Origin of the sequence: Sphingomonas sp. PP-CE-1G-424 (assembly GCF_004341085.1) — a bacterium.
GTDB lineage: Bacteria > Pseudomonadota > Alphaproteobacteria > Sphingomonadales > Sphingomonadaceae > Sphingomonas.
In genome coordinates, this window is record NZ_SLXW01000004.1 from 175,317 (window position 1) to 199,531 (window position 24,215).

Annotated in this window: 24 protein-coding genes; 11 read left to right on the forward strand and 13 right to left on the reverse strand. The window is 66.8% G+C overall.

Features of this window, described 5'->3' with window-relative positions; all coding sequences use genetic code 11:
- The first annotated feature begins 5 nt into the window (after positions 1–5).
- Complete coding sequence (locus tag C8J43_RS14960) at positions 6–362, forward strand: hypothetical protein (RefSeq protein ID WP_133031613.1); 357 nt, start codon at positions 6–8, stop codon at positions 360–362.
- A gap of 24 nt (positions 363–386) precedes the next feature.
- Here C8J43_RS14960 and rnhA read toward each other — a convergent pair whose 3' ends face one another.
- Genes rnhA through ispH form a run of 3 tightly spaced genes read right to left on the reverse strand, consistent with a single transcriptional unit; the run spans position 387 to position 2,760 of the window.
- Positions 387–842: a ribonuclease HI gene (gene rnhA, locus C8J43_RS14965; protein ID WP_121886083.1), complete on the reverse strand. Its 456-nt coding sequence runs from the start codon at positions 840–842 to the stop codon at positions 387–389.
- Positions 839–1,789 (reverse strand): homoserine kinase, encoded by a 951-nt coding sequence (gene thrB / locus C8J43_RS14970; RefSeq protein WP_133031614.1) that lies wholly within the window; start codon positions 1,787–1,789, stop codon positions 839–841. Before thrB ends, rnhA begins: the two co-directional genes overlap by 4 nt.
- Positions 1,790–1,803: 14 nt before the next feature.
- A complete protein-coding gene (ispH, locus tag C8J43_RS14975; RefSeq protein ID WP_133031615.1) occupies positions 1,804–2,760 on the reverse strand; it encodes a 4-hydroxy-3-methylbut-2-enyl diphosphate reductase in 957 nt (318 codons plus the stop codon).
- 80 nt (positions 2,761–2,840) lie between these two features.
- Between ispH and C8J43_RS14980 the strand changes: the two genes are divergently transcribed.
- Positions 2,841–3,521, forward strand: coding sequence for a hypothetical protein (locus tag C8J43_RS14980; protein WP_243645592.1), 681 nt, complete (start codon positions 2,841–2,843; stop codon positions 3,519–3,521).
- A 67-nt stretch (positions 3,522–3,588) separates the two neighbouring features.
- Here the strand turns inward: C8J43_RS14980 and C8J43_RS14985 are convergent, their stop codons facing one another.
- Positions 3,589–4,191: a DNA starvation/stationary phase protection protein gene (locus tag C8J43_RS14985; RefSeq protein WP_056047308.1), complete on the reverse strand. Its 603-nt coding sequence runs from the start codon at positions 4,189–4,191 to the stop codon at positions 3,589–3,591.
- Positions 4,192–4,381: 190 nt separating this feature from the next.
- Here C8J43_RS14985 and C8J43_RS14990 point away from each other — a divergent pair, with 190 nt between their 5' ends.
- From C8J43_RS14990 to C8J43_RS15000, 3 genes are all read left to right on the forward strand, one after another.
- The gene (locus C8J43_RS14990) at positions 4,382–5,296 is read left to right on the forward strand and encodes an ROK family protein (RefSeq protein WP_121886081.1); all 915 of its coding nucleotides are present in this window, start codon (positions 4,382–4,384) and stop codon (positions 5,294–5,296) included.
- A gap of 107 nt (positions 5,297–5,403) precedes the next feature.
- Positions 5,404–7,323: an EAL domain-containing protein gene (locus C8J43_RS14995; RefSeq protein WP_133031616.1), complete on the forward strand. Its 1,920-nt coding sequence runs from the start codon at positions 5,404–5,406 to the stop codon at positions 7,321–7,323.
- Positions 7,323–9,221 carry a CHASE4 domain-containing protein gene (locus tag C8J43_RS15000; protein WP_133031617.1) on the forward strand — a complete coding sequence of 633 codons (1,899 nt, stop codon included), beginning with the start codon at positions 7,323–7,325 and terminating at the stop codon, positions 9,219–9,221. The genes C8J43_RS14995 and C8J43_RS15000 overlap by 1 nt, the downstream gene beginning before the upstream one ends.
- Positions 9,222–9,248: 27 nt before the next feature.
- Here the strand turns inward: C8J43_RS15000 and C8J43_RS15005 are convergent, their stop codons facing one another.
- Positions 9,249–10,427 carry an SET domain-containing protein-lysine N-methyltransferase gene (locus C8J43_RS15005; protein WP_243645593.1) on the reverse strand — a complete coding sequence of 393 codons (1,179 nt, stop codon included), beginning with the start codon at positions 10,425–10,427 and terminating at the stop codon, positions 9,249–9,251.
- Positions 10,428–10,601: 174 nt separating this feature from the next.
- Positions 10,602–11,684 carry a DNA polymerase IV gene (dinB, locus tag C8J43_RS15010; RefSeq protein WP_133031618.1) on the reverse strand — a complete coding sequence of 361 codons (1,083 nt, stop codon included), beginning with the start codon at positions 11,682–11,684 and terminating at the stop codon, positions 10,602–10,604.
- A gap of 99 nt (positions 11,685–11,783) precedes the next feature.
- Between dinB and C8J43_RS15015 the strand changes: the two genes are divergently transcribed.
- Positions 11,784–13,211: a phospholipase D-like domain-containing protein gene (locus C8J43_RS15015; RefSeq protein WP_133031619.1), complete on the forward strand. Its 1,428-nt coding sequence runs from the start codon at positions 11,784–11,786 to the stop codon at positions 13,209–13,211.
- Positions 13,212–13,414: 203 nt separating this feature from the next.
- Here C8J43_RS15015 and C8J43_RS15020 read toward each other — a convergent pair whose 3' ends face one another.
- From C8J43_RS15020 to C8J43_RS15030, 3 genes are all read right to left on the reverse strand, one after another.
- Positions 13,415–14,116: a response regulator transcription factor CtrA gene (locus C8J43_RS15020; RefSeq protein ID WP_055872989.1), complete on the reverse strand. Its 702-nt coding sequence runs from the start codon at positions 14,114–14,116 to the stop codon at positions 13,415–13,417.
- A gap of 203 nt (positions 14,117–14,319) precedes the next feature.
- Positions 14,320–15,666, reverse strand: coding sequence for a HAMP domain-containing sensor histidine kinase (locus C8J43_RS15025; protein WP_133031620.1), 1,347 nt, complete (start codon positions 15,664–15,666; stop codon positions 14,320–14,322).
- Between the two features lie 41 nt (positions 15,667–15,707).
- Positions 15,708–16,373, reverse strand: a complete 666-nt coding sequence (locus C8J43_RS15030) for a response regulator transcription factor (RefSeq protein WP_133031621.1) — start codon at positions 16,371–16,373, stop codon at positions 15,708–15,710.
- Between the two features lie 126 nt (positions 16,374–16,499).
- On the opposite strand from C8J43_RS15030, the gene C8J43_RS22195 reads away from it, so the two are divergent.
- Positions 16,500–17,177, forward strand: a complete 678-nt coding sequence (locus tag C8J43_RS22195) for a hypothetical protein (RefSeq protein ID WP_207893415.1) — start codon at positions 16,500–16,502, stop codon at positions 17,175–17,177.
- A gap of 51 nt (positions 17,178–17,228) precedes the next feature.
- Here C8J43_RS22195 and C8J43_RS15040 read toward each other — a convergent pair whose 3' ends face one another.
- The 3 genes from C8J43_RS15040 to C8J43_RS15050 all read right to left on the reverse strand — a co-directional run bounded on the left by C8J43_RS15040 (position 17,229) and on the right by C8J43_RS15050 (position 19,593).
- Entirely contained in the window at positions 17,229–17,462 is a 234-nt protein-coding gene (locus C8J43_RS15040; RefSeq protein ID WP_133031622.1) for a hypothetical protein, read from the reverse strand.
- A complete protein-coding gene (locus C8J43_RS15045; RefSeq protein ID WP_133031623.1) occupies positions 17,459–18,589 on the reverse strand; it encodes a PepSY domain-containing protein in 1,131 nt (376 codons plus the stop codon). Before C8J43_RS15045 ends, C8J43_RS15040 begins: the two co-directional genes overlap by 4 nt.
- Positions 18,590–18,918: 329 nt before the next feature.
- The gene (locus C8J43_RS15050) at positions 18,919–19,593 is read right to left on the reverse strand and encodes a fumarylacetoacetate hydrolase family protein (protein WP_207893416.1); all 675 of its coding nucleotides are present in this window, start codon (positions 19,591–19,593) and stop codon (positions 18,919–18,921) included.
- A gap of 124 nt (positions 19,594–19,717) precedes the next feature.
- Between C8J43_RS15050 and C8J43_RS15055 the strand changes: the two genes are divergently transcribed.
- From C8J43_RS15055 to C8J43_RS15065, 3 genes are all read left to right on the forward strand, one after another.
- Positions 19,718–20,812, forward strand: a complete 1,095-nt coding sequence (locus C8J43_RS15055; protein ID WP_133031625.1) for a catalase family protein — start codon at positions 19,718–19,720, stop codon at positions 20,810–20,812.
- Positions 20,813–20,819: 7 nt separating this feature from the next.
- Positions 20,820–21,575, forward strand: a complete 756-nt coding sequence (locus C8J43_RS15060; RefSeq protein WP_133031626.1) for a metallophosphoesterase — start codon at positions 20,820–20,822, stop codon at positions 21,573–21,575.
- 215 nt (positions 21,576–21,790) lie between these two features.
- Positions 21,791–22,804, forward strand: coding sequence for a VacJ family lipoprotein (locus C8J43_RS15065; RefSeq protein WP_243645594.1), 1,014 nt, complete (start codon positions 21,791–21,793; stop codon positions 22,802–22,804).
- A 21-nt stretch (positions 22,805–22,825) separates the two neighbouring features.
- Here C8J43_RS15065 and C8J43_RS15070 read toward each other — a convergent pair whose 3' ends face one another.
- A complete protein-coding gene (locus C8J43_RS15070; protein ID WP_133031627.1) occupies positions 22,826–23,611 on the reverse strand; it encodes a hypothetical protein in 786 nt (261 codons plus the stop codon).
- A 178-nt stretch (positions 23,612–23,789) separates the two neighbouring features.
- On the opposite strand from C8J43_RS15070, the gene C8J43_RS15075 reads away from it, so the two are divergent.
- Positions 23,790–24,095 (forward strand): hypothetical protein, encoded by a 306-nt coding sequence (locus tag C8J43_RS15075; protein ID WP_133031628.1) that lies wholly within the window; start codon positions 23,790–23,792, stop codon positions 24,093–24,095.
- Positions 24,096–24,215: the final 120 nt, after the last annotated feature.

The window sequence follows — 24,215 nt, forward strand, 5'->3', positions numbered from 1 at the left end:
ACGGAATGCGAGTCGCGTGGCGCTCGACGGACGTCTCGGCGTTCGACCAGCCATCCTGGCACGCACGGTCGTTGCAGCAGTTGCGCGACTATTCCCGTGACGCGGTCGTCACGATGACCGACGCGACGCACGTCGCGGTCGCGGTCGTCGGTTGGCACGGTGCGGATGCCGCGCGGCGGATCAAGGCGGCGGCGCTTGCGACGTACCGGTCGGGCCGCCGCGTCCTGCATCTGCCGAAGCCGACCCGACCGTCCTACGCGGGGATCGTCATCATCAATCTGACGCTGAAACGCGACTCGGCCTCGTGGCGCGACGACCAGCCTATGCAGGACACCCAGTTCGGCGACGTGATCGGGGCATGACCGCGCCGAATCGGGCGACGCGGGTCAGCGCCGTCCCGCCGCCACCGCAGCGTCGCTCGCCAGTTTGTCGGCGCGTTCGTTCTCGGGGTGGCCGGCATGGCCCTTGACCCATTGCCACTCGATCTTGTGGCGCTCGACCGCGGCCAGCAATGCGTGCCAGAGTTCGGCGTTCTTCACCGGCTTCTTGTCGGCGGTCTTCCAGCCGTTGCGCTGCCACCCCTTCACCCATTTGGTGAGGCCATCCATGACGTACTTGCTGTCGGTATACAGCGTGATCGCGCACGGCCTGGTCAGCGCATTGAGGGCCTCGATCGCCGCGGTCATCTCCATGCGGTTGTTCGTCGTCGGGGTTTCGCCGCCCGACAGTTCCTTTTCGTGCGCGCCCATGCGGATCACCGCGCCCCAGCCGCCGGGACCGGGATTGCCCTTGCACGCGCCGTCGGTGAAGATCTCCACCTTCGTCATCTCGCCGTCAGTCATGCGAACATATCGTCCTTTGCGTAAGCTTCGTAGCGTCGCCAATAGGCGAGCGGATCCTTCCGCGTCACCAGCGCACCCGCCGGCGTATTCAGCCAGTCCCACGCGCGCGTCAGCAGGAACCGCAGACACGCACCTTGCGCCAGGATCGGCAACGCGGCGCGTTCGTCGTCCGACAGCGGATGCCGGTCCGCATAGCCCTGGACCAGCGCGTCGCCCACCGCCGCGTCATAGCGCTCGCCACGGTCGTCGAAGCTCCATGCGCTGTGCATGATCGCCAGATCATAGGCACGGATATCGGTGCACGCGAAATAGAAATCGATCAGTCCGCCGACCGTATCGCCGCGCATCAGCACGTTGTCCGGAAACAGATCGGCATGAATCACCGCGCGAGGTAGCCTATCGGGCCATACCGAGACGACTCCGTGCAGCGCGGTCGACACGCGATCGAACAAGCCGGGCGCGATCGTGTCGAGATCGTCGCCACACTGCGCCAGCAACGCCCGCCATCCCGCCGGCCCCAGCGTGTTCGGTCGATCGAGCGCGAACCCGGCCAGGCTCTCGTGCATAGCCCCCATCGCCGCACCGGCGGCATAGGCCTGCGCGGCGGTCGGATGCGATACCGACACACCGTGCAGGAACTCGATCAGGCAGGCGGGGCGGCCGCACAGCTCGTGGATCAGCACGCCGTCGCGGTTCGCCAAGGCTCGCGGCACCGGGTTGCCGTCGGTCGCGAGATGCTCGAGCATCGCCATGAAGAACGGCAGGTCGCCCGCCGAGACGCGCTTCTCATACAGCGTCAGGATGAAACGCCCGGCCGTCGTGTCGACCAGATAATTGCTGTTCTCGACGCCCTCGGCGATCCCCTTGAACGAGACCAGTTCGCCGTGATCGAAGCCGGCGAGGAAGCTCGCGAGCGCTTCGGCCGAGACCTGCGTATAGACCGCCATGCTAGGCGCCCATCCTAAGCAGCGGCTTCCAGGCCACGCGGCAACTTGAACGCGATCGTCTCGCGCGTCGTCTCGACCTCGCGCTCCGTCACGGTGAAGCGTTCCGACAATCGTTCGACCAGTTCGCGCACCAGCAGTTCGGGGGCGGAGGCGCCGGCGGTGATTCCCAGCGTGCGGACACCCGCCAGGAAATCCCAGTCGAGTTCGCTCGCGCGCTGAATCAGCCGGGCCCGCGTTCCCTCGCGCTCGGCGACCTCGACGAGGCGGACCGAGTTGGACGAATTGGGTGCGCCGATCACCAGCATCGCCTCGCAATCATGCGCGATCGCCTTGACCGCGGTCTGGCGGTTCGACGTCGCGTAACAGATGTCCTCGCCCCGCGGCGGCAGCATTGCGGGGAAGCGCCGCTGCAACGTCGCCACCACAGCGGCAGTATCGTCGACCGACAGCGTGGTCTGCGTCAGGAAGGCGAGGTTGTTCGGATCGGCGGGCGCGAACGCCTCGGCATCCTCGACGGTCTCGATCAGCGACATCGCGCCCTCGGGCACCTGGCCGAACGTGCCGATCACCTCGGGATGTCCGGCATGGCCGATGAACACGATATGCCGTCCGGCGCCGACCAGCCGTTCGGCCTGGCGATGGACCTTCGATACCAGCGGACAGGTCGCGTCAAGATACTCCAGCCCGCGATTCTGTGCATCGAGCGGCACCGATTTGGGCACGCCGTGCGCGGAGAACACCACCGGCGCACCGTCGGGCACCTGGTCCAGTTCCTCGACGAAGATCGCGCCCTGCGCCTTCAGCGTGTCGACGACGAACTTGTTGTGGACGATCTCGTGGCGGACATAGACCGGGGCGCCATGCTTCTCGATCGCCAGTTCGACGATCCGGATGGCGCGGTCGACGCCGGCGCAAAAGCCTCGGGGTGCTGCGATCAGCAGGTCGAGCGGCGGCTTGTCGATTGGGCTCATGATGCGGCTGCCTCTACGCGATTGCTTGCCTGGACGATAGCCGGTTCCTATGGTGCGCGGCGACAGGGGCCGCTTGCGACATGCGGCGGCCCTTTCGCTCGTTCGAGAAGGTAAGCGTCGCCGTGAAAGCCCCCATCCTCGCCGTATCGGCCGTTGCTGTTCTTTTAGGAGGATGCGCCGGCAAGGGCGAAGTCGACGCGACCGGCGGTATCTCCGCGGTCCGTTCGGTCTGCCCGGCCGTGGCGATCCCCGCCGCTACTGGCGACGTCACGCTGTTCGATCCGACGACCAGCCGCGACCAGTCGGCGATCGACGTCGCCGCGCTGATGACCAACGTCCGCTCGACATGCGCCGACGCGACCGATCAGGTCGTCACCAACGTCACGTTCGATATCCGCGCCCGCCGCAACCGTACCGAGGGTGCGCGCGACGTGACGCTGCCGTATTTCATCACCGTGGTCCGCGGCGGCAGCGCCGTCGTCGCCAAGCGCGTCGGCCGCGTGACGTTGCATTTTGCCGCCGGTCAGGCGCTCGCCTCGACCTCGGCGACCGCATCGTCGACGATCTCGCGCGCCGCCGCGACGCTGCCTGACGATGTTCGTGAGAAGCTGACGCGCAAGCGCAAGGCTGGTGACCAGGATGCTGCGGTCGATCCGCTGAGCACCCCCGAAGTCCGGCAGGCGGTCCTGCGGGCGAGCTTCGAGGCGTTGGTCGGCTTCCAGCTCACCGACGATCAGCTGAAGTACAACGCGACCCGCTGATCGCCGGTCGCAACAGTGATGCGATGAATGCGGGGTCCGATTGCCAGGCAATCGGACCCCGTTTCGTTTACTTGTCGCTGCGGACCAGTTCGGTCTCGGCGAGATGCTCCGCCAGGAACCAGACCTGCGGCTCATGGGTGCGCACGATGTTGCTGACGAGCAGATCGTTGGTGCCGTCGTCGCCGGATTCGTCTGCCGCCTCGGCACCTTCATGCGCCTGGCGCAGGATGATCTCGTGCGCCTCGAGCAGCCGGGCAAGCTGAGTCGGGACGTCTTCGCGACCCTTGGGCGGGCGGGGGATCGTCGTCATTTCGGCAACATCATGCGCCATCGCGATCGAGATACCGCCCAGCGCCATGATCCGCTCCGCAACGAGATCGACGAGCGCAGCCTGCTCTTCGTAATGCTTGTCGAGCAGAAGGTGCAGTTGATAGAATGTCGCGCCCGACATCTGCCAATGATGCTTCTTGTACATGTCGCGCAAGGTCATCGTATCGGCGAGAACCTGGTTGAGGATCGACACGCTCTGCGCACGGGCGTTGTCCTCGAGTGCGATCGGCAGGCGCTTCAGCGTTCCGTAAGGCTGGATCTCGCGATACTCGACCTTGTACTGTGGCTGTGCTTCGACCGACGTATCGACCTTCGGCATCTTGAGGGGTTTCTTGGCCATCGGGAAATTCCTGTCTGCAAGCGGAAGAGAGCTACCCTAACGCACGACCACGCGGATCGATAGCGGACGAAAACATCGTTGAGCGTGATCGGTGTTTTCGGTCGTTCCGGACGACGCGGTCGGCCGAGCCTCTTGACTGGACGACGCCGGCAAAGGAAGCGGGCGCCGGTACATGCGTAGGGAGTTCAGGATGACGGAAGCACCTTTGGTCGCAGGGATCGAACTCGGCGGCACCAAATGCATCTGCATCCTCGCGCGCGGCCCCGACCAGATCGAGGAGACCGTCCGCATCCCGACCACCCGCCCAGAGGAAACGCTGGCGGCGATCGAGGCCGTGCTCGACCGGTGGAGCGGGTTCGTCGCGATCGGCATCGCCAGTTTCGGGCCGGTGTCGATTGATCGTCATGCCGGCGATTACGGTCACATCACCTCGACGCCGAAGCCGGGCTGGGCGGGGACGGATATCGCCGGCCGGTTGCATCGCCGCTACGGCGTGCCGACCGGCTTCCATACCGACGTCGTCGGGGCTGCGCTGGCCGAAGCGCGCTGGGGCGCAGCCACCGGGCTACCCGATATCGCCTATGTCACGGTCGGGACCGGGGTCGGCGTGGGTATGATCGCGAATCACCGCCCGATCGACGGGCTGACGCATTCCGAACTCGGTCACATCCGTCCGGTCCGGTTCCGGGGCGACGACTGGGTCGGCAATTGCCCGTTCCACGGCGCCTGCCTGGAAGGGCTCGTATCGGGACCCGCCATCGCCGCGCGGATCGGCAAACCTGCCGACCAGGCACCGGCGGAGGATCCCGTCTGGGACGGCGTTGCCGATGCACTCGGCCAACTCTGTCATACGCTGGTGCTGACCGGCATCCCGCGGCGGATCGTCATGGGCGGCGGCGTGATGGGCGCGACGCATCTGTTCCCGCGAGTCCGGGCGGCGATGACGCGAAGCCTTGGCGGGTACATCACGCTGCCCGAGGTCGCACTGACCGACACCTTCATCGTGCCGCCCGCGCTCGGTAACAATGCCGGTCCGCTCGGCGCGATCGTGCTTGGAGCTCAAGCACTTGGCCAACAACTTGCATCGTCGTTTACACCGTCTTAACCGCGTTCCGTTACCGCTTGCGTCAATAGAGAAGGGCATCGCGCAGTACCGTTGAGTGGCGGCCTGTTACGCTTGGCCTGCTAAGTGCGACATGGAGCGGTACATCGATGCGTATTCTGATCGTGGACGACGAGCCGGCGATGCACGACAGCTATCGGCGCAGCTTCGCCGGACAGCATCCGATCGGCGCCGACACGCTGGGTGCGATGGCGGCCGAGCTGTTCGGCGACGCCCTACCCGACGAAGCGCGCGATACCGCCGATGCGATCCCTGCCTTCGCGTTGACGCACTGCGACCAGGGCCTGGATGCGGTTGCGGCGGTCGAGCGTGCCAGCGCCGACGGCGATCCGTTCACGGTCGCGTTCATCGACGTTCGCATGCCGCCGGGGATCGACGGCCGGGAAACTGCGATGCGAATCCGGGCGATCGATCCGGCGATAAACCTGGTCATCGTCACCGGATTTTCCGATTTCTCGCCGGTCGAGATCAGCAAGGTCGCCGGGCCCGCCGACAAGATCTTCTACATCGCCAAGCCGTTCGAAGTCGCCGAGATCACGCAGACCGCGACCGCGCTCGCCAAGCGCTGGGAGAACGACCGCGAACTGGTGGCGGCACGCGATCAGCTCGCGGCGCAGGTCATCCAGCTCGAGGAGCAGGGTGCCGAGCTGGCGGCGAACGAAAGCCGCGCGATCCACATCGCCACGCATGATTCGCTGACCGAAGCGCCCAACCGTCTCGCCTTCCTTCGCGCGCTGGCGGAGCGCACCAAGACGCAAGGTGCGTTCGCGACCGTGATGGTCGACCTCGACCGGTTCAAGCTCATCAACGACACGCTCGGCCATCTGGCGGGCGACGAACTGATCCGCGAGATGTGCGCGATCCTCAATCGCGCGTCGCCCGAGGGCGCGCTGGTCGCACGGCTCGGCGGCGACGAATTCAGTATCCTGTTCGAAACCGCCGGCGAGGCTGCGGCGGTGATGGCGTGCGAGCGGGTCATCGCGGCCTGTTCGGTCAGCGTCCAGGTGTTCGGCAACTCGGTCCAGGCCGGCGCATCGGCGGGGCTGGTCGTCACCGAAGGCGGGCAGGGCGGCGACCCGGTCGATGTCATGCGTCGCGCCGATCTCGCGCTCAACGATGCCAAGCGTGGCGGTCGCGGGATCGTCCGGCTGTTCGACGAGAGCATGGACGAAGGCATCCGCTTTCGCCGCCGGGTCGAAGGCGGCCTCAGCCAGGCGATCGCCAAGGGCGAACTCAGTTTGGTCTACCAGCCGATCGTCTCGGGAAGCGCGATCGAGGTGATCGGGTTCGAAGCGCTCATCCGTTGGAACACTGGGGAATACGGGTCGATGAGCCCGGCCACCTTCATCCCGATCGCGGAGGAATCGAACCTCATCCACGAACTCGGCGACTGGGTGCTCGGCGAGGCGCTCCAGGTCCTGAAGCAGTGGCCCGGGCAATATGTCTCGGTCAACTTCAGCCCGCGCCAGTTCCGCCGCCAGAATTTCGTCGGGCACATCATGCAGAGCGTCCAGCGCGCCGGGATCGAGCCCGCCCGCCTGCAGATCGAGATCACCGAAACCGCGATCTTCGACGACGCCGAACGCGCCGCCGACACGCTCTACAAACTCCGCCAGATGGGCTTCCGGATCGCGCTCGACGATTTTGGGACGGGCTATTCGAGCCTCTACAACATCCGCAAGTTCGCGCTCGACTGCCTCAAGATCGACAAGTCGTTCATCGACGGCATGGGCCGCGAACGCGAAAGCGCAGCGATCGTCCATTCGATCATCCATCTCGGGCGTGCGCTCGGACTCGGCGTGATCGCGGAAGGCGTCGAGACCGAAGCGCAGATCCAGGCGCTCCGCCTCGCCGGTGCCAGCCATCTCCAGGGCTATTTCTTCTCGCGTCCGGTCAGCGCCGAAGTCGCGCTGGACATGGCCAATGCGCGGATCGTCGGCGGCAGCGACGACACCGCGGGCGATGGTCCGATGGTGTATCGCAAGTCGGGCAACGGGACGCGCGGCTGATGGCGCTACTCCCCGTCGGCCTGGTGCGGCGGTTCAGGCGAGTCCGCGGTCCGGCATCGCTCGGCGCCAAGCTCGTGCTGATCATGACCGCGGTCGGGCTGTGCGCGGCGATCGCGATCACGATGCTGCTCGCCGGTATCATCACGCCGAGCTTCACCCAGCTCGAGGACAAGGCGATCGCCGGGCATATCGAGCGGACCCGCGCGGCGCTGTCCGAATACGAGGCCAAGGTCGAAAGCGCGGTGCGCGACTATGGCGACTGGAACGACAGCTACGCCTATATGGTGGATCCCGACGCGACACCTCGGCGCGTGGGAGCCGAACACGCCCGATTCGAGAACGACAGCTTCTCGCCGCTGGCGATGAGCAACATCGGCGTCGATGGCATGGCCTATGTCGCGCCCGACGGCCGGGTCGTCATCGCCCGCTGGCGCGATCCGGTCAGCGGCGTCGAGCGGCCGGCGATGCGTCGCCAGCTGATCGCGACGATCGCGAGGACGGATCTGATGGCGGCGCTGCAGGGGCGGAGTTCGGGGCGGTTCTACGCGCGGATCGGTGACAGCGTCGCGGCGGTCGGGATCGCCCGCGTGCGCCGCTCGGACGGCAGCGGCGCGCCGCGCGGCTATGTGCTGATGGCGCGGGTCATCACCTCGCAACAGATTTCCGACCTGCTCCAGCTCGACGCCCGGATCGATCTGAACGCCGCAGGGATCGCCGAAACCGTGACGCCCCGGACCGGTATCCTGACGATCGCGGTGCCGATGAAGGGCGCCGACGGCCGCGGCGTCGCGAGCACGCGGTTCAGCGTGAGACGCGACGTATCCCTACTCGGCCGCCGCATGCTGCTGCTCGCGGTCGCCGGATCGACCGTCCTGCTGCTGCTCGTCCTGGCCGTCCTGCGACGGACGATCACCCGGCTCGTGCTGCGTCCGCTGCACCGCGTCGAAAGCCATATGGAGCGGGTGCGCGCGTCGGGCTCGCTGGCGCTGTTGAGCGAGCATGGACGCCGCGACGAGATCGGTTCGCTCGGTCGCAGCTTCAACGCGATGCTCCGGCAGCTGAAGGACCTGCGCGAGCAGATCGAGGTGCAGTCCTTCGACCTCGGGCGCAGCGAAAGCGCGGTCGCGGTGATGCACAACGTCCGCAACGCGCTGAACCCGATCAGCACGATCCTCAGCCAGGGTATTGCGCAGGCCCCACCGATCGAGCGCACCACGGTCGACCGCGCGCTGGCCGAGCTCGTCCGCACCGATGTTCCCGAGGCGCGTCGTCGCAAACTGGTCGCGTTCGTGGCCGCCGCGGTCGAGGCGGAATCGGCCAACCGCGAGGCGACGCGCCGCGAACTCGCGGTCGGGCGCGAAGCGATGGCGCACGTCCTCGAAATCATCGGCCAGCAACAGAAGGCCGCGCACGAGCGGCCGACCCTCGAACAGTGCGACGTCGCCGACATCATCGCGCGCAACGCGACGATCGCGCGCTATTCGCAGAATGTCTCGATCGCGTTCAGCTTTCCCGCCGGGCCGATCCTGGTGATGGCCAGCCGCGTGATCCTCAGCCAGGTGATCGGCAATCTATTCGGCAACGCATCCGAATCGATCGTCGCGCGCGGGCTCGGCGGCGGATCGATCATGACGTCGATCGTCGAGCAAGGCGACCGGGTCACGATCGTGATCCGCGACGATGGTGAGGGGTTTGCCCCCGACCTCGCGCCAAACCTGTTCCAACGCGGATTTTCGACGCGGCATCACAAGTCCGGCGGCCTCGGGCTGCACTGGTGCGCGAACTCGATGACCGCGATGGAGGGATCGTTGCGGCTGGAAAGCGACGGGCCCGGATTGGGCGCGGTCGCGATCCTGTCGCTGCACCGCGCGGTAGCGGGGATCGCCAAGGCGGCGTAGGCCGCTGCGGTCTGGACGCGCGCCCGGTCAGGCGGCGCGCGCGCCTTCAATCGCCGGGCGGAGATACGGTGCGACCATCTCCTGCTTGAGAAACCAGCGTTGGCGCGCGATCGGCAGCGTGTCGAACCCGCCGATGATCCCCCGACACGAGGCGCTCCCGCACGCACACGGCATCTGCCAGGCGGGATCGGCGAGCGTGGTCGAATAATCCCACGCGATCTCCTCGCCGACCGCGATATCGCGGATCGCCACTAGGAAGACATTGTCGCCGACGAACCGCAGCCCGGTGTTAGGCGAACAACTGTGGTTGATCAGGTCGTCGATTCGCCCCGATGGGCCCATGAAACTGCCTGCGGCCACCTGCATGAAGCGATCCGCGGTTCCGTGCATCGCCGCAGGCACGCGGTCCGCGGCGATCCGGCGCCCCGAAAAGCGGATGACGGTCTCGCCCGCGGCGAACCCCGCGGCGGCATACACCGTCTTGCCGAGATGCGTCTCGCCGACTGCGAACAGGTTGATCGTCGAGCGGTAGGAATCGAGGACGAAGAACCGGTCAAGCCGCAGCCCCAACGATCGCGCCGGATTAATCGTCGACAGTCCGACCATCAACCACACGCTCGCGTGGCAGAGCAGCTCGACGACGATATAGCCGTATTCGCCGACCCCCGAGCCTTGCGTCCGCGTCGCCAGCAACAGCGTCGCCAGATCGCCGAACGTCCACAGGCCCCAGGCGGGCGAACGTTCGCGCGTGCGATCCTCCCGGACACTCTGCCAGGTCGGCCAGAAGCTGATCGGCACGGCGGCAACGACCAGCATGTGCGCCCAGAAGGTTTCGTGAAACGCGACCCACAGCAGGATCGCGGCGAACGCGAACGCCATGCATAGTGTTTCGCTCGGGGTCGGTGCGCGCCACCGCGATCGCCGCCACATGACCAACGTGACGACGACGCAGGCTATCGCCGACCCGCCGAAGACGAGGCTTTGCGGAGCATGCGGATTGACCGCGGCATAGGTGGTCGCCTCGACTCCGGTCGCGGCGCTCCAGATGAGCCACGACGCGCGATTGGGCTCGACCAGATGACGCTGCAGCCCCGCGAGATAGAGCGCGTAGCCTGCCGCACTGAAACCGACTGCGATGAAGAACCAGAGTGCGATCGCGGTTCCCCCCGTGTCTCGTCCGCAAAGGGTAAACGCGGCGATAAGCAACGTCCACGGGAAAGCGCGATCCTCCTCTGCTCCCTCTCCCCTGCGGGGAGAGGGTCGGGGTGAGGGGCAGCCCAGCGATGCTCCGCCCGGAACAGCCCCTCACCCCAACCTTTGCCCCAAAGGAGAGAGGGAGCAGATTATTCCAGCTCTCTCCCCAGAGGCAGAGGGAGCACATCACAGCAAGCTCGGCTGTACCTCGTCCTCGTCGCCAACAATCCCCGACAGCGTCAGCCCCAGCAGCCGCACCCCGTCCGGCACCGGCAGTTGCGCCATCAACAGATCCAGCCCTGCCGCCAGGAACGCGGTCTTGTCCGTCACCGCCGACAGCGATGACCGCGCCCGCGTGATCGTCCGGAAATCGGCATGCCGCAGCTTCAACGTGATCGTCCGTCCCCGCGTACCGTGCTTTTCGATCCGGACCCACGCGGCGTCCGCCACCCGGTGGAGCGCGGCGCGCAGATCGTCGGGATCGCGCAGGTTGGTCTCGAACGTCCGCTCCGCGCCGACCGACTTGGCGGCACGATTGACGCGTACCGGGCGGTGATCGATGCCGCGCGCCGCGCCGTACAGATACTCCGCATAGCTGCCGAAATTTGCTTGGAGGAAGGCGAGGCTGCGCCCGAACAGGTCCGCGCCGGTCAGGATGCCGAGCCGTTCCATCTTCTGCGCGGTGACCGGCCCGACCCCGTGGAAGCGCTTGACCGGCAGCGACTGGACGAACGCCGCGCCGCGCTTGGGGGTGATGATGCAGATCCCGTCGGGCTTGTTCTGGTCGGAAGCGAGCTTGGCGATGAACTTGTTGTAGCTGACCCCGGCGGAGGCGGTGAGGCCGGTGTCCGCCTTGATCCGCGCGCGGATTTCCTCCGCGATCGCCGCCGCGGTGCCGAGCCCGCGGATGTCCTCGGTCACGTCGAGATACGCCTCGTCGAGCGACAGCGGCTCGACCAGCTCGGTGTAATCCGCGAAGATCGCGCGGATCCGGTCGGAGACGTCGCGGTACACGTCGAACCGCGGCGGCACGAACACGAGGTCGGGGCAGCGCCGGATCGCGGTAGCCGACGGCATCGCGCTGCGCACCCCGAACGCGCGCGCTTCGTAGCTTGCCGCGGCCACGACGCCGCGCGCGCGCGATCCCCCGACCGCGACCGGTTTCCCCCTCAGCGACGGATCGTCGCGCTGCTCCACCGACGCATAGAAGGCATCCATGTCGACATGGATCACCTTGCGCTGGGCGGGCGGCTGGGTAGGAGGACTCATCAGCGTGTTAGATAGGCGCGCGGGGGGCGGCGATACAGGTGCATCCGCAACCAATCGTCCAGCCGCAGGTATTGCCGACAGGCAAACGAAGGGACGCGAATGCAGGTCGGGACGGAATGCTGGCGGGTCGAACGCGCCGAACAGATGGCGGTGATCGTCGATGCGGCGGACTATTTCCGGACCGCGCGCGTCGCCATGATGGGCGCCAAGCGTCGCATCCTGCTGATCGGCTGGGACTTCGACGCGCGCATCGCCCTCGAACCCGGCGTCGATCGTCCCGGCGAGCCCAAGACGCTTGGCGAGTTCATGCTGTGGCTGGTCGACCGCGAACCCGACCTCGAGATCTTCGTGCTCCGTTGGGATACCGGCGCGATCAAGTCGCTGTTCCGTGGCTCGACCGTCTTCACGATGATGAAATGGATGAAGCACAAGCGCATCCACACCAAGCTCGACGGGCATCATCCGACCGCCGCATCGCATCACCAGAAGATCGTCATCATCGACGATGCGCTGGCGTTCTGCGGCGGCATCGACATGACCGGCGACCGCTGGGACACGCGCGATCACCGCGATGGCGATCCGCACCGTGTCCAGCCGTCGGGTAAGCCGTACAAGCCGTGGCACGACGCGATCAGCGCGGTGCAGGGCCCCGTGGCGCATGCACTGGGCGAGCTGTTCCGGCGGCGCTGGCACCTGGCTGGTGGGATGAAGATGGCGGCGGGCCAACCAGGCGGAAAACACTGGCCGGAGGGGCTACCGGTCGATTTTCGTGACGTCGACGTCGCGATCGCGCGCAGCGAACCCGAGATGTCCGATCAGGAACCGGTCTACGAAAGCGAGGCGCTGTTCCTCGGCCAGATCGCGCGAGCGAAGAAGCATCTATACATCGAGAGCCAGTATTTCGCGTCGCGGAAAATCGCCGAGGCGGTGGCGCGGCGGCTCGACGAGGCGGACGGGCCCGAAATCGTCATCATCAACCCGACCACCGCGCAAGGCTGGCTCGAACCGATCGCGATGGATACCGCGCGGGCGCGGCTGATGGAGGCGCTGCACCGGCGCGATACGCACGGGCGGCTGCGAATGTATCATCCCTACACCGCGGGCGGCGAGCCGATCTACTGCCACGCGAAGATCCTGATCGCCGACGACGACGTGTTCCGGCTCGGGTCGTCGAACATGAACAACCGCTCGCTGCGGCTCGACACCGAATGCGACCTCGCGATTCGCGCGACCGACGACGCGACCGCGCGGGGCATCGCCGCAATCCGCGACGGGCTGATCGCCGAACATCTTGGGGTCGAGGTGTCGGTGGTCAGCGATCTGATCGCCGAGACCGGGTCGCTGATCGAGACGATCGAGCGCCTGCGCGGTAAGGGGAAGACAGTCCAGCCCTACGAGGTCCCCGACCTGACCGCGGTCGAGGAATGGCTGGCGGACAACGAGGTGCTCGATCCCGAAGGCCCGGAAGAAATGTTCGAGGCGCTCAGCAAGCGCGGCCTGTTCCGGCGGCTGCGGCGGAAGAAATAGGTGGCGTCTCGCAATCCTCCCCCGCCAGGGGGAGGTGGCTGGCGCTTGCCAGTCGGAGGGGGCGGACACGGAACAGAGGTTTCGCGCGCCTCCCCTTCCGTCACCTCCGGTGCCACCTCCCTCTGGCGGCGCCCGCCAAACATGCGAAAGGCCGCGGCACCCCCCGGTACCGCGGCCTTCAGCGCTCCCAAAATACAGGGGAGTTACGCGACCTGCGCTTCGAGCACCTCGTCGGGTTCGCGCAGCACATAGCCGCGACCCCAGACGGTCTCGATGTAATTCTCGCCGTCACATGCCAGGCTGAGCTTCTTGCGCAGCTTGCAGATGAACACGTCGATGATCTTCAATTCCGGCTCGTCCATCCCACCATACAGGTGGTTGAGGAACATTTCCTTGGTGAGCGTCGTGCCCTTGCGGAGCGACAGCAGCTCCAGCATCGCATATTCCTTGCCGGTCAGGTGGACGCGGCTGCCATCTACTTCGACCGTCTTCGCGTCGAGATTGACCGCCAGCTTGCCGGTGCGGATGACCGACTGGCTATGACCCTTCGAGCGGCGGACGACGGCGTGGATGCGCGCGACCAGTTCCTCGCGGTGGAACGGCTTGGTGACGTAATCGTCGGCGCCGAAGCCGAAGCTCCGGACCTTCGAGTCCATCTCGTTCACGCCCGACAGGATCAGCACCGGCGTCGACACGCGCGCGACCCGCAGGCGCTTGAGCACATCGTAGCCATGCATGTCTGGCAGGTTCAGATCGAGCAGGATGATATCGTAATCATACAGCTTGCCCAGATCGAGGCCTTCTTCCCCGAGATCGGTGATGTAGACGTTGAACCCTTCGGTCGTCAGCATCAGCTCGATAGCCTTGGCCGTCGTCGGCTCGTCCTCGATCAGCAGCACCCGCATGCGTCGTCCCCTGTTCGCGAGACCGCTCGACACCTCATGTCCGCAGCTCGACTTCCATTCATTAACCACAGGACAAATGAAGGTAAAAGGTTAATTTCGACTTAAGTGCAGCAGCCCCGGCGAGCAGGGGCCAAGATCTTATTCGCCGGACAAAAATTGTAAGTTCCGAAATTCCCGAAGTTTTGTCGGGGGCTTAGCGAGCCTTACGCCTGGATCGGCAGCGTCAGCATGGCCGATAACCCACCGAGTTCGGACGATCGTCCCAGCGTTAACCCACCGCCGTTGAGCTCGGCGAGTTCGCGCGTGATCGACAGGCCGAAGCCATGCCCGTCGCCGCGTTCGTCGAGCCGACGGCCGGGCATCATCGCCTGGTCGATCACCGCATTGTTGAGCCCGTCGCCGTCGTCGGCGATCGCCAGGGACACGAGGGGGCCTTCTATAACGGCGATGACCGAGATTCGCGCACGCGCGTGGCGCCAGGCATTGTCGAGCAGGTTGCCGACCATCTCGTCGAGGTCCTGCGGGTCGATCGCCATCACGATCTCGGCCGGGACGGTGATGTCGACTGACAGCGGGCGCTCGGCATGGATGCGCCGCAGCACGTCGGTAAGATCGCCGATCGCGGGGGCGATCGCGGTCCGCGCGCGCGCGCCCGACCCGGCGGCGTCGGCGCGCGCGCGCCCGAGATGATGGCGGACGCGCGAATCGATCTGGTCGACCATGTCGCGCAGGTCGTCGCTCGCGTTCGCCTCGGCCAGCTTGAGCGACAGTGCGGCGAGCGGCGTCTTCAGCCCATGCGCGAGGTTCGCGACATGCTGGCGGGCATGGGCCAGCCCGGCGGCGTTCTGGTCGATTAGCGCGTTGAGTTCGACGACCAGCGGGCGCAGTTCGCCCGGCTGATCGTCGGGCACGTGACGCGCGCTGCCGCCCCGGACTGCCACCAGCGACGTGCGCAGATCGCGCAACGGCCGAAACCCGATCCGGAGCTGCACCAGCGTCGCCAGCCCGAGACCGATCCCGAGCAGCGCGAGCGAGCCGAGCAGCGGGATCATCGCCTCGCGCAACGGCGCCTCGACGATCCGCCGCGGGCCGATCGCGGTGATCGTCACCGGACCTGCGCGACTGGCAAGGGTCGAGGTGCGCGAATGCAGGCGTTGGCCGCTCCGGTCGCGCGTCTCGCCGGGGCGCGGCTGCCGGTCGTCGATCTCTGGCAGTGCCGGTGGCCGACCCGCGAGCGGCGGGCGAGGGAGGGCAGTGTCGGGGCCGGGCAGGGCGGCAGCCTCGGGCAATGCCCCGTCGCTGGTCCAGCGGCCCGCGGGACCGACTGCCTGCCAGGCCCAGCCCGATCCGGGCGTATCGAACCCGGCCAGATCGACCACCCGCGCCCGGTCGAGCGTCCCGTCGGGGCGGACCGCGCGCGCGACCACCGACACCTGCGCATCGAGCCGGTCGTCGAGCCCGTGCATCACGAAGCGTTCGAGAACATGGCTGATCGCGAACCCCGCGAACACCAGCGCGACCAGCGTCGAGATCGCCGAGATCGCCAGCATCCGGCCGTATAACGACCGGGGAACGAGCGACCGCCGCACGCTCACGCGCCGCCGCCCGTCAACCGGTAGCCGCGGCCGCGCACCGTCTCGATCATCTGCGCGCCGATCTTCCGCCGCAGCCGGCCGATGATCACCTCGATCGAGTTCGAATCGACATCGGCATCGCCCTCGTAGACGCGTTCGATCAGGTCGGCGCGTTCGATCACCACTTCGCGCCGGAGCATGAGCGCGGACAGCACGCGCCACTCGAACGCGGTCAGCTTCAGCGGCAGGCCGTCGAGCTCGAACGTGCCGAGCTGCGCGTCGAACGCCAGCGGTCCGCACGTCACGCGCGAGGCGGCATGACCCGCGGCGCGGCGGACGAGCGCGCGCAGCCGCATCACGACTTCCTCGACGCGGAACGGCTTCACCACGTAATCGTCGGCGCCGGCCTTGAACCCCTCGACCTTCTCCGACCATCCGTCGCGCGCGGTCAGGATCAGCACCGGCAGGTCGCGCCCGGCCGCCCGCCAGTCGCGCAGCACCGATAGACCGTCGCGCTTGGGCAGGCCGAGATCGAGCACCGCGACGTCGTAGAGTTCGGTCGCGCCGAGATGGCCACCATCCTCGCCGTTGGTCGCGACGTCGACCGCGAAATGCTCCGCGCGCAACGCCCGCGCCAACCCGTCGGCGATCGCCACGTCGTCCTCGACCACCAATACCCGCATGCGTGTTTCCCCTGACCCGCTGGCCTTATGCCTGAGTGCCAAACGGAAACTGAACGGCTTGGTTCAGCGGGCGTCGGCCGACTCGGCGTAGAGCGTCTCTCGTCAACCAACGAGAGGAAAGACATCATGTCGGAACACCCCGCCAATCCTTCGAAGTTTCGCCGCAATCGCCTGGCGATCGCCGCCGCCGGTCTGCTCGTCGTCGGCGGTGCCGCCGGCGCCGTCACGGTCGCCGCCACTCGCCCGACGGTGAGCATGGCCCCCGCCACGCCGGTCGCGATCCGCTCGCTCCAGTCGGACGGCATCGTCACGATCCGCGGCACCGTCGCCGAAGTCTATGGCAACAAGTTCGTGATGGCCGATCGCACCGGCCGTGCGCTGGTCGATCTCGGTCGCGAAGGCGAGGACGGCACGCTCGTCACCGCTGGGCAGCCGGTCACCGTCCAGGGCCAGTTCGACCAGGGCTTCGTCCATGCGTCGTATCTGGTCGGTGCGGGCGGCAAGGTGACCGCGCTCGGCCCGGTCGGTGGTCCGCCGCGTGGTCCTCGTGGCCCGGGTCCTGACGGCCCCGATGGCGGTCCCGGCGGCCCCGGTGGCCCAGGTGGACCCGGCGCGCCGCCACCACCGCCGCCAGCCGGCGTCGTCCCCCCGGCGCCGATGGGAACGGCACCCGGCACGCTGCCGCCGGCTCCAGCACCCGGTGTTACGCCACCGGCTCCGGTGACCGGCACCCCGCCGGCGCCGATGACCGGCACCGTGCCGGCTCCAACGACCGGTACTGCACAACCGGCGCGTGGCGTCTGAGCCGAGAACGAAACTGAGAAACGGGGTCGGCAATCCGCCGGCCCCGTTTCGTCACACCCGGCGAACTGCGGGCATGTGGTGAGCCGCGCCAGTGCGGTCGCGTCTGGTCTTCGGCGCCGTCCGCGTCCAATACCATCCGGTGATCGCCAGCGGCGCGGCGAGCAGCAGCCCGGCCGCAACGTCCCAGCCGCCATCGCCGATCAGCCCGGCGCCCAGCCCGAGCAGCGTGGCGATCCCAAGCAGAATCGGCACGCCGAAGACCTGCAGCGTCGTCCTTTGCCTCATGCTTCACCCGCCATCACGACTTCGCGAACACGCTGCTCGCTCGGCCCGCCGCGCCGCCGCAGCCACAGATACAGCCCGCTGCCGAGCACGACGATCGTCAGCGCGTCGAACACCGCCCAGACGATCTTCATCGCCATCCCGCCATAATCGCCAAAGTGCAGCGGCTGCGCGAGCAGCATCGCCTGCATGTACCACGGCATCGGCGTCACCGCGTCGAGCCGCCCGGTCGCCGCATCGACGAACCCCGGCAGCAGCAGTTTCGCCGTCAGCGGCGTCGTCCCGCGCAGGAACACGGCGTAGTGGTGCTTGCTGCTGAACACGACGCCGGGAAAGGCGATGAACTGCGGCGTCATGTCTGGCGCCTCGCGTTGCACCGCGTCGAGCGCAGCCTGCACCGACGCGCGCTGCGCGCCGAGCGGCGTCCGCGCCTCGCTAGCGATGATCGCCGCGAGCCCGTTCGCCTTCCAGATCCCGGTGATCGGCACGACCAGCGTGTTGATCGTACCCGTCAGCCCGACCACACTGGCCCAGACGAGCGTGACGATGCCGAGCAGATTATGCCGGTCGAGCCAGCCGAGTCGTGTGCTGCGGTTGCGGCGTAGAGTGCCGAAGTCGAGCTTCGCCATGAACGGCGCGTAGAGCACCACGCCCGACACGATCGCCGCGAAGAACAGCAGGCCCATGAAACCGAGGAAGATCTCAGCCCAGAAGCCTAGCAGCATGTCGGTGTGCAGCTTGAGGATGAAATCCATGACGCCGTCGACATGCGGCGGCAGCATCGCGCCGGTGCGCGCGTCGAGCGCGAGGAAATGCATCGCCGCGGGGACCGCATCGGGGGTTGGCCCGGTCGTGACATAGACGATCGGCTGGTGGTCGTCGAAGCTCAGATAGAGCGGGATATCGCCCGGCGCCTGCGCAGCGGCGCGCGCGAGGATGGTGTCGAGCGACAGCGCCGGGGTCGTCGCCGGCAGTGGCGCGAGCGGTGCGGGCGGATCGAGCCAGCCGTCGATCTCCTCGTGGAAGATCAACGGCAGCCCGGTCACGCACAGCATCAACAGGAACGCCGTGCAGATCAGGCTCGTCCATTTGTGGACGAGGTACCACGCCTTGATCGTACCGCGAGTCACGGGCGCACGCCGATCTTCCGTTCCGAATGTGCAGCGCCGCGCTCGTTCATCCGCGCAGTCGTATAGAAATGATAACGATGTGCAATAGCGGAACGGCGCTGGCCTCGCAGTCTGGGAAATCGATAGAGGTAGTACAGGCGACGGTAGACCCCGAACGGTCGACTGGGTCGCGCCATTCCCACAGTCTCTCCGTCACCCCGGACTGGTTCCGGGGTCCACCGTTCCGCAAACCAAATACTATTTATCGTGCGGCACCGTGGATGCCGGAACGAGCCCGGCATGACGAAAGTGGGTGGGATTTGCCGAACCGAACTTATTGGAGATCCCTCCTAGTCTTCGAACGCGATCTCCAGCGGCTCGAGGCCATCGATCGTCGCGCGGACGCGCTGGCCGCGCCGGATCGGGCCAACGCCGGCAGGCGTACCCGTGAAGATCAGGTCTCCCGGTGCGAGTTCGACGAAGCTCGACAGGGCCGCGATCACCTCGGCCACGCTCCAGATCATCATCGACAGGTCACCCGATTGCCGCGTGTCGCCATCGACCGCCAGCGCGATCGCACCCTGCGCGGCCGGCGCACCGGGCGTCAGCGCACCGATCGGCGCCGACCGATCGAACCCCTTCGCCATGTCCCACGGACGACCCGCCTTCTTCGCGACCGCCTGGAGATCGCGGCGCGTCAGATCTATGCCGACGCCAGCGCCGAAGATCATCGCCGCCGCCTCCGTCGCCGCGACATCCTTCCCGCCGACGCCGATCGCAACGACCAGTTCCACCTCATGATGGAGGTCGTCGGTCTGCGCCGGAAACAGCAGCGTCGTGCCGCTCGCGACCACCGCATCCGCCGGCTTCGAGAAGAAGAACGGCTGCTGCCGGTCGGGATCGGATCCCATCTCGCGGGCATGGTCCGCATAATTCTGCCCGACGCAGAAAATGCGGCGGACCGGGAAGCGGTCCGTGGTGCCGACGATCGCGACGGTTGGCGGGGTGACTTCGGGTATGTGCATCATGGGCTCCTTCGATGTCGCTGATCGGCGGTTGGCATCCGGTTTGCAACGTCGTGGTCGCAATTTCGCGGAACGTCTTTCGAGACCAAAGGGTTACGACGCGGTACGAAATGGAGTTCCACCGATGCCCAGCAAGCCCCCCGTCCGCTACGATCCGTCCGTCGAGACGGTCGCCTCCGACGAGCAGGAGACGCTGGCCGGCCTCAAAGACTCGTTCCGCGAGATTCTCGAGACGACGTCGCAGGATTATGGGCATGCGGTGCGCGCGGTTCATGCCAAGGCGCATGGTATCGCCCGCGGGACGCTGGTCGTCGCCGCCGATCTGCCGCCCGAACTGGCGCAGGGAATCTTCGCAACGCCGGGCGAGCACGAGGCGATCCTGCGCATCTCGACCAATGCCGGGGACATCCTCGACGACAGCATCAGCCTGCCGCGCGGTCTCGCGCTGAAGATCCTCGACGTCGCTGGCGCGCGGTTGCCGGGATCGGAGGACGCGACGACCCAGGACTTCATCATGGTCAACGGGCCTGCGTTCGCCGCAGCGGATGCCAAGGCGTTTTCGAAGAACTTGAAGCTGCTGTCGAAAACCACCGACAAGTTCGAGGGCGTGAAGAAGGCGATGTCCGCTACCTTCCGCGTCGTCGAAGCCGCGCTCGAAGCGGTTGGCGGTCAGTCGTCGACGCTGCAGACGCTGGGCGGCGCGAAACCCGTCCATCCGCTCGGCGAAACCTATTACTCGCAAACCCCGCTGCGCTATGGCGATTACATCGCGAAGGTCGCGCTGTTCCCCGTCTCGCCAAGCCTGACGCGTCTCACCGGCGACATGGTCGACATCACTGCGCGCCCCGACGCGTTGCGCGAGGTAGTCCGCGAGGAACTGATCGAGCATGGCGGCGCATGGGAGCTTCGCGTCCAACTCAACCGCGACCTCGAGACGATGCCGATCGAGGACGCGTCGGTGGTGTGGGACGAAGCGGAGAGCCCGTTCGTCACCGTCGCGACGTTGACGGTCGAGCCGCAAATCTCCTGGGAGCAGGGCGTGACCGACCGGACCGACGATGCGCTGGTCTACAGCATCTGGAACGGTGTCACCGCGCACCAGCCGCTCGGCGGGGTCAACCGTGCGCGCAAGGATACCTACGCGTTGTCCGCGAACTTCCGCGGCAAGTTCAACGGTTGCCCGGTGCATCAGCCCGCGTCGCTCGCCGAACTTGCGTGACCCTCGCATGCTGAAGCTGTTCCACGTCAGCGACGTGCATTTTGGCGCGGAGGATCCTGCGGCGATCGCTTGGTTCGACCAGTGCGTCGCCGCGGAAATGCCCGATGCGGTCATCATGACGGGCGATCTGACGATGCGTGCGACAAAGCGCGAGTTCGAACGCGGCGGCGATTGGCTGCGCTCGCTCGGCGTGCCGGTCACGCTAGAGGTCGGCAATCACGACATCCCCTATTACTGGGACCCGTTCCGGCGGATCTTCGCACCGTATCAGCGCTATGCCGCGGTCGAGCAGATGATCGAACGCCCATTGGAACTGCCCGGCGTGACGATCGTGCCGCTCAAGACGACCGCGCGCGCGCAGTGGCGCTGGAACTGGTCGAAGGGCAGGGTGGGGCAGGGCTCGCTGCGGCGTGCGCTGACGCTGATCGCCGACGCGCCGAAGGGCAATCTGGTCTTCGTCGCCGCGCATCACCCGCTGATCGAAGGCGGGACGACGGGTACGGCCAGGACGCGCTATGGCGACGAGGCGCTGACCGCTTTGGCAGAGGCGGGGGCGCATGCCGTCTTGTCCGGCCACGTCCACGATCCCTTCGATATCCCCGTCGATCGCGAGGGCAGGACGGTCCGCATGATCGGTGCGGGCACGTTGTCGAAGCGGACGCGCGGCACGCCCCCGGCGTTCAACGAGATCCAGGTCGACGGTCGTGGTTTCGTGACGCTGTCGCGCACGCTGTCGACCGACGCGAAGCAACCGCTTCGTTAGATGCGCCGACCGCCATCGGACGGCGGGTAAAATTCCTGTCACTGTATTACCGCATATGACAGTCCGGCATCATTAGGTGCTTGCTATGCCGCGCTAATCGTCACAGCGGCTGTAACCGATCGGGTTGTGGTGGCGCCCCTGCTTCGGCGAGCGCACAGTGCGGCCGGCTACAAGGGTGATGAGTGCATATGTTGGCCTGGACGACCGCGTTGCTGATGGCTGCAACATCGATGCAGGCGAACGGCGAGTCGCTCGCCGCGCAACAGCCGGTCGAACCGCCAGTGCGCGTCGACGATCAAGCGGTGCCGCCGCCGATAACGTCGCTGTCGATTACTCCCACGCCCGCACCGGTCCCCGTGTCGCCGCAAACCGATCGACAGATCATAGAGGCGACCCCTGCACCGCGGAAGGCCGGCAGCACCGCCGGGTCGCCGCACGATATCGTCGTCGTCGGGCGGAAAGCGCTCGCGGGCGATCCGCTCCGATCGGTCAACGCGACCGCGTTCGACGCGACCGAGGCGGTCGACAAGGCGTTCGTCGGGCCGGTCGCGCGTCAGTACAAGAAGACCGTCCCGTCGCCGATCCGCCGCGGCATCCACAATTTCCTCTACAATCTGCGCGAACCGATCGTGTTCGTGAACTTCCTGCTGCAGCTGAAACCCGGCAAGGCCGTCGAAACCGTCGGTCGGTTCGCGATCAACTCGACGGTCGGCGCGGTCGGCGTGCTCGATATCGCCAAGCGCCGGCCGTTCCGCCTGCCGCGCCGGTCGAACGGGTTCGCCAACACGCTGGGCTATTACGGCGTCAAGAACGGGCCGTTCCTGTTCCTGCCGCTGGTCGGCCCGACGACGCTGCGCGATCTGATCGGCGGCGGAGTCGATCGGCTGATGCTGCCGGTCGCGGTCGGCAAGCCGTTCACCAGTCCGACCTACACGATCCCGGCCGGCGTCCTAGGCGCGCTCGATCATCGCTCGGAGTTCGACGACACGCTGAAGGATTTGCACGACAACGCCGCCGATCCCTATGCGGCGTCGCGCGAATTCTACCTGCGCCGACGCCAGGCGGAGATCGATCATCTCCACGGCCGCAACGTCGACGCGATCCTCGGGCCGGGCGGGGTCACCGAACCGCCCCCGCGCGCGGCCATGCCGATCATCGAGCAGATGCCGACCGCGGAGCCTAGCGCGAGCGTCGTGCAACCCGTGGTGCCGGAACCGGCGCGACCCTGACGGTGCGAAGACTGCGGTCGCTTATGGCGCCGAGCCGGAATTGAACTCGATGTCGATCTCGACCCAGCCGCCGAGGATAGGCTTGCCGTTGACGCGCGGCGGACGGACGCGGAACTGCCACGCGGCCTGACGCATCGACCGGGCGAGACCCGACCCGACCGGGGACTCGCTTAAGGCTCGGCAATTCTCGACCTGATAGTTGGCGATCATCCGGCACGCGATCTTCGCCCAGCTGTTCGGTGGCGGCGCGCTCTTCAGATAGCCGTTCAGCTCCGCATCGGTCGGCCGACGATACCATTCGACCTTCATCAGACGCTCGCCGCCAGGACCCTCGCCCGGACCATAGACCGAACCGCTGTCCTTCCCCTTGCCCGACCCACTCCCACCGTCACCGCCGGCAAGCTGGTCGTCGGGATGCGACGGCATCTTCGAGATATCGGCTGCGTCGAACATCTCCATACCGCCGAGCATCTTGATCGGCAGCGGTGGCGGCGATTTGGGCGGCGCGGGGGGCGTCTGCGCGGCATCGGCGCGCGGCGCCGCACGTTGCGGAGAACCACCGCTCGCACGCTTCACCTTGGTCGGCGAAGGCGTCCGCTTGGCCGGGGTCGGCGTCGCCTGGTCGGGCGCCAGCTGGAACGTCACGGGGTTGCGCGGTTCCACCGGCTTGGCGACCATCGACGGCGCCAGCCGCAGCAGCAACAGGATGATCAGGATATGCGCGACGATCGTCAGACCGACCGCAACGCTCCGCCGCCGTGCCGACCCGCGCGTCTCGATCGACGAAGAATGGTACGCCGAACGCATCGGCTGTTCGCCTACCCGCGCACGGTCGCGCCTGCAACCGCCACCCGCGCCATGACGAAGACTTCATCGAAGCAAAGCCAACTGCTGAGCGCATAGCTCTTCGCCTGCCGCAGACCATAAGCGGCGGGATGTTGTAGAGGCGGTTGCGCGCCTAAAGGCTTGCGGCTTCCTCGACTGGATGCGGCGGTGCGTACCAATCGAGGATGCCCTGCCCGATGAGCAGCAGAGCGAGCAGATCTCGAACGCCTTCATCCTGCTCCAGCCGCCAACGGTGCCCGAGTGCGTGCGGCGCATGCTAAGTAAGCCGAGCGAGTTCGTCCGCGCCGTCGTCGAGAAGCTCGCGCGTCAGAAGAAGCTGGACACCGCGACGGTCGACGACGTGATCGCCGAGGTCGAGAACCCCGAGCTGCGCGCCATCCTCGCCCGCATCCGCGCCTTCGTTGATAGTGCAAATCCGCCGAGCGGTCACACAGAGGCGTTGTAAGATCTAAATGTAGAAGGAACGCCTATGGCATGCGCAGTTTGAAGCTTCACCAAGCCCCCGAGGCGCGAACCCAACGGGTTCAGCATCCAGCGACCGCGGGTGAGCGTGCCGGCTTGCGCC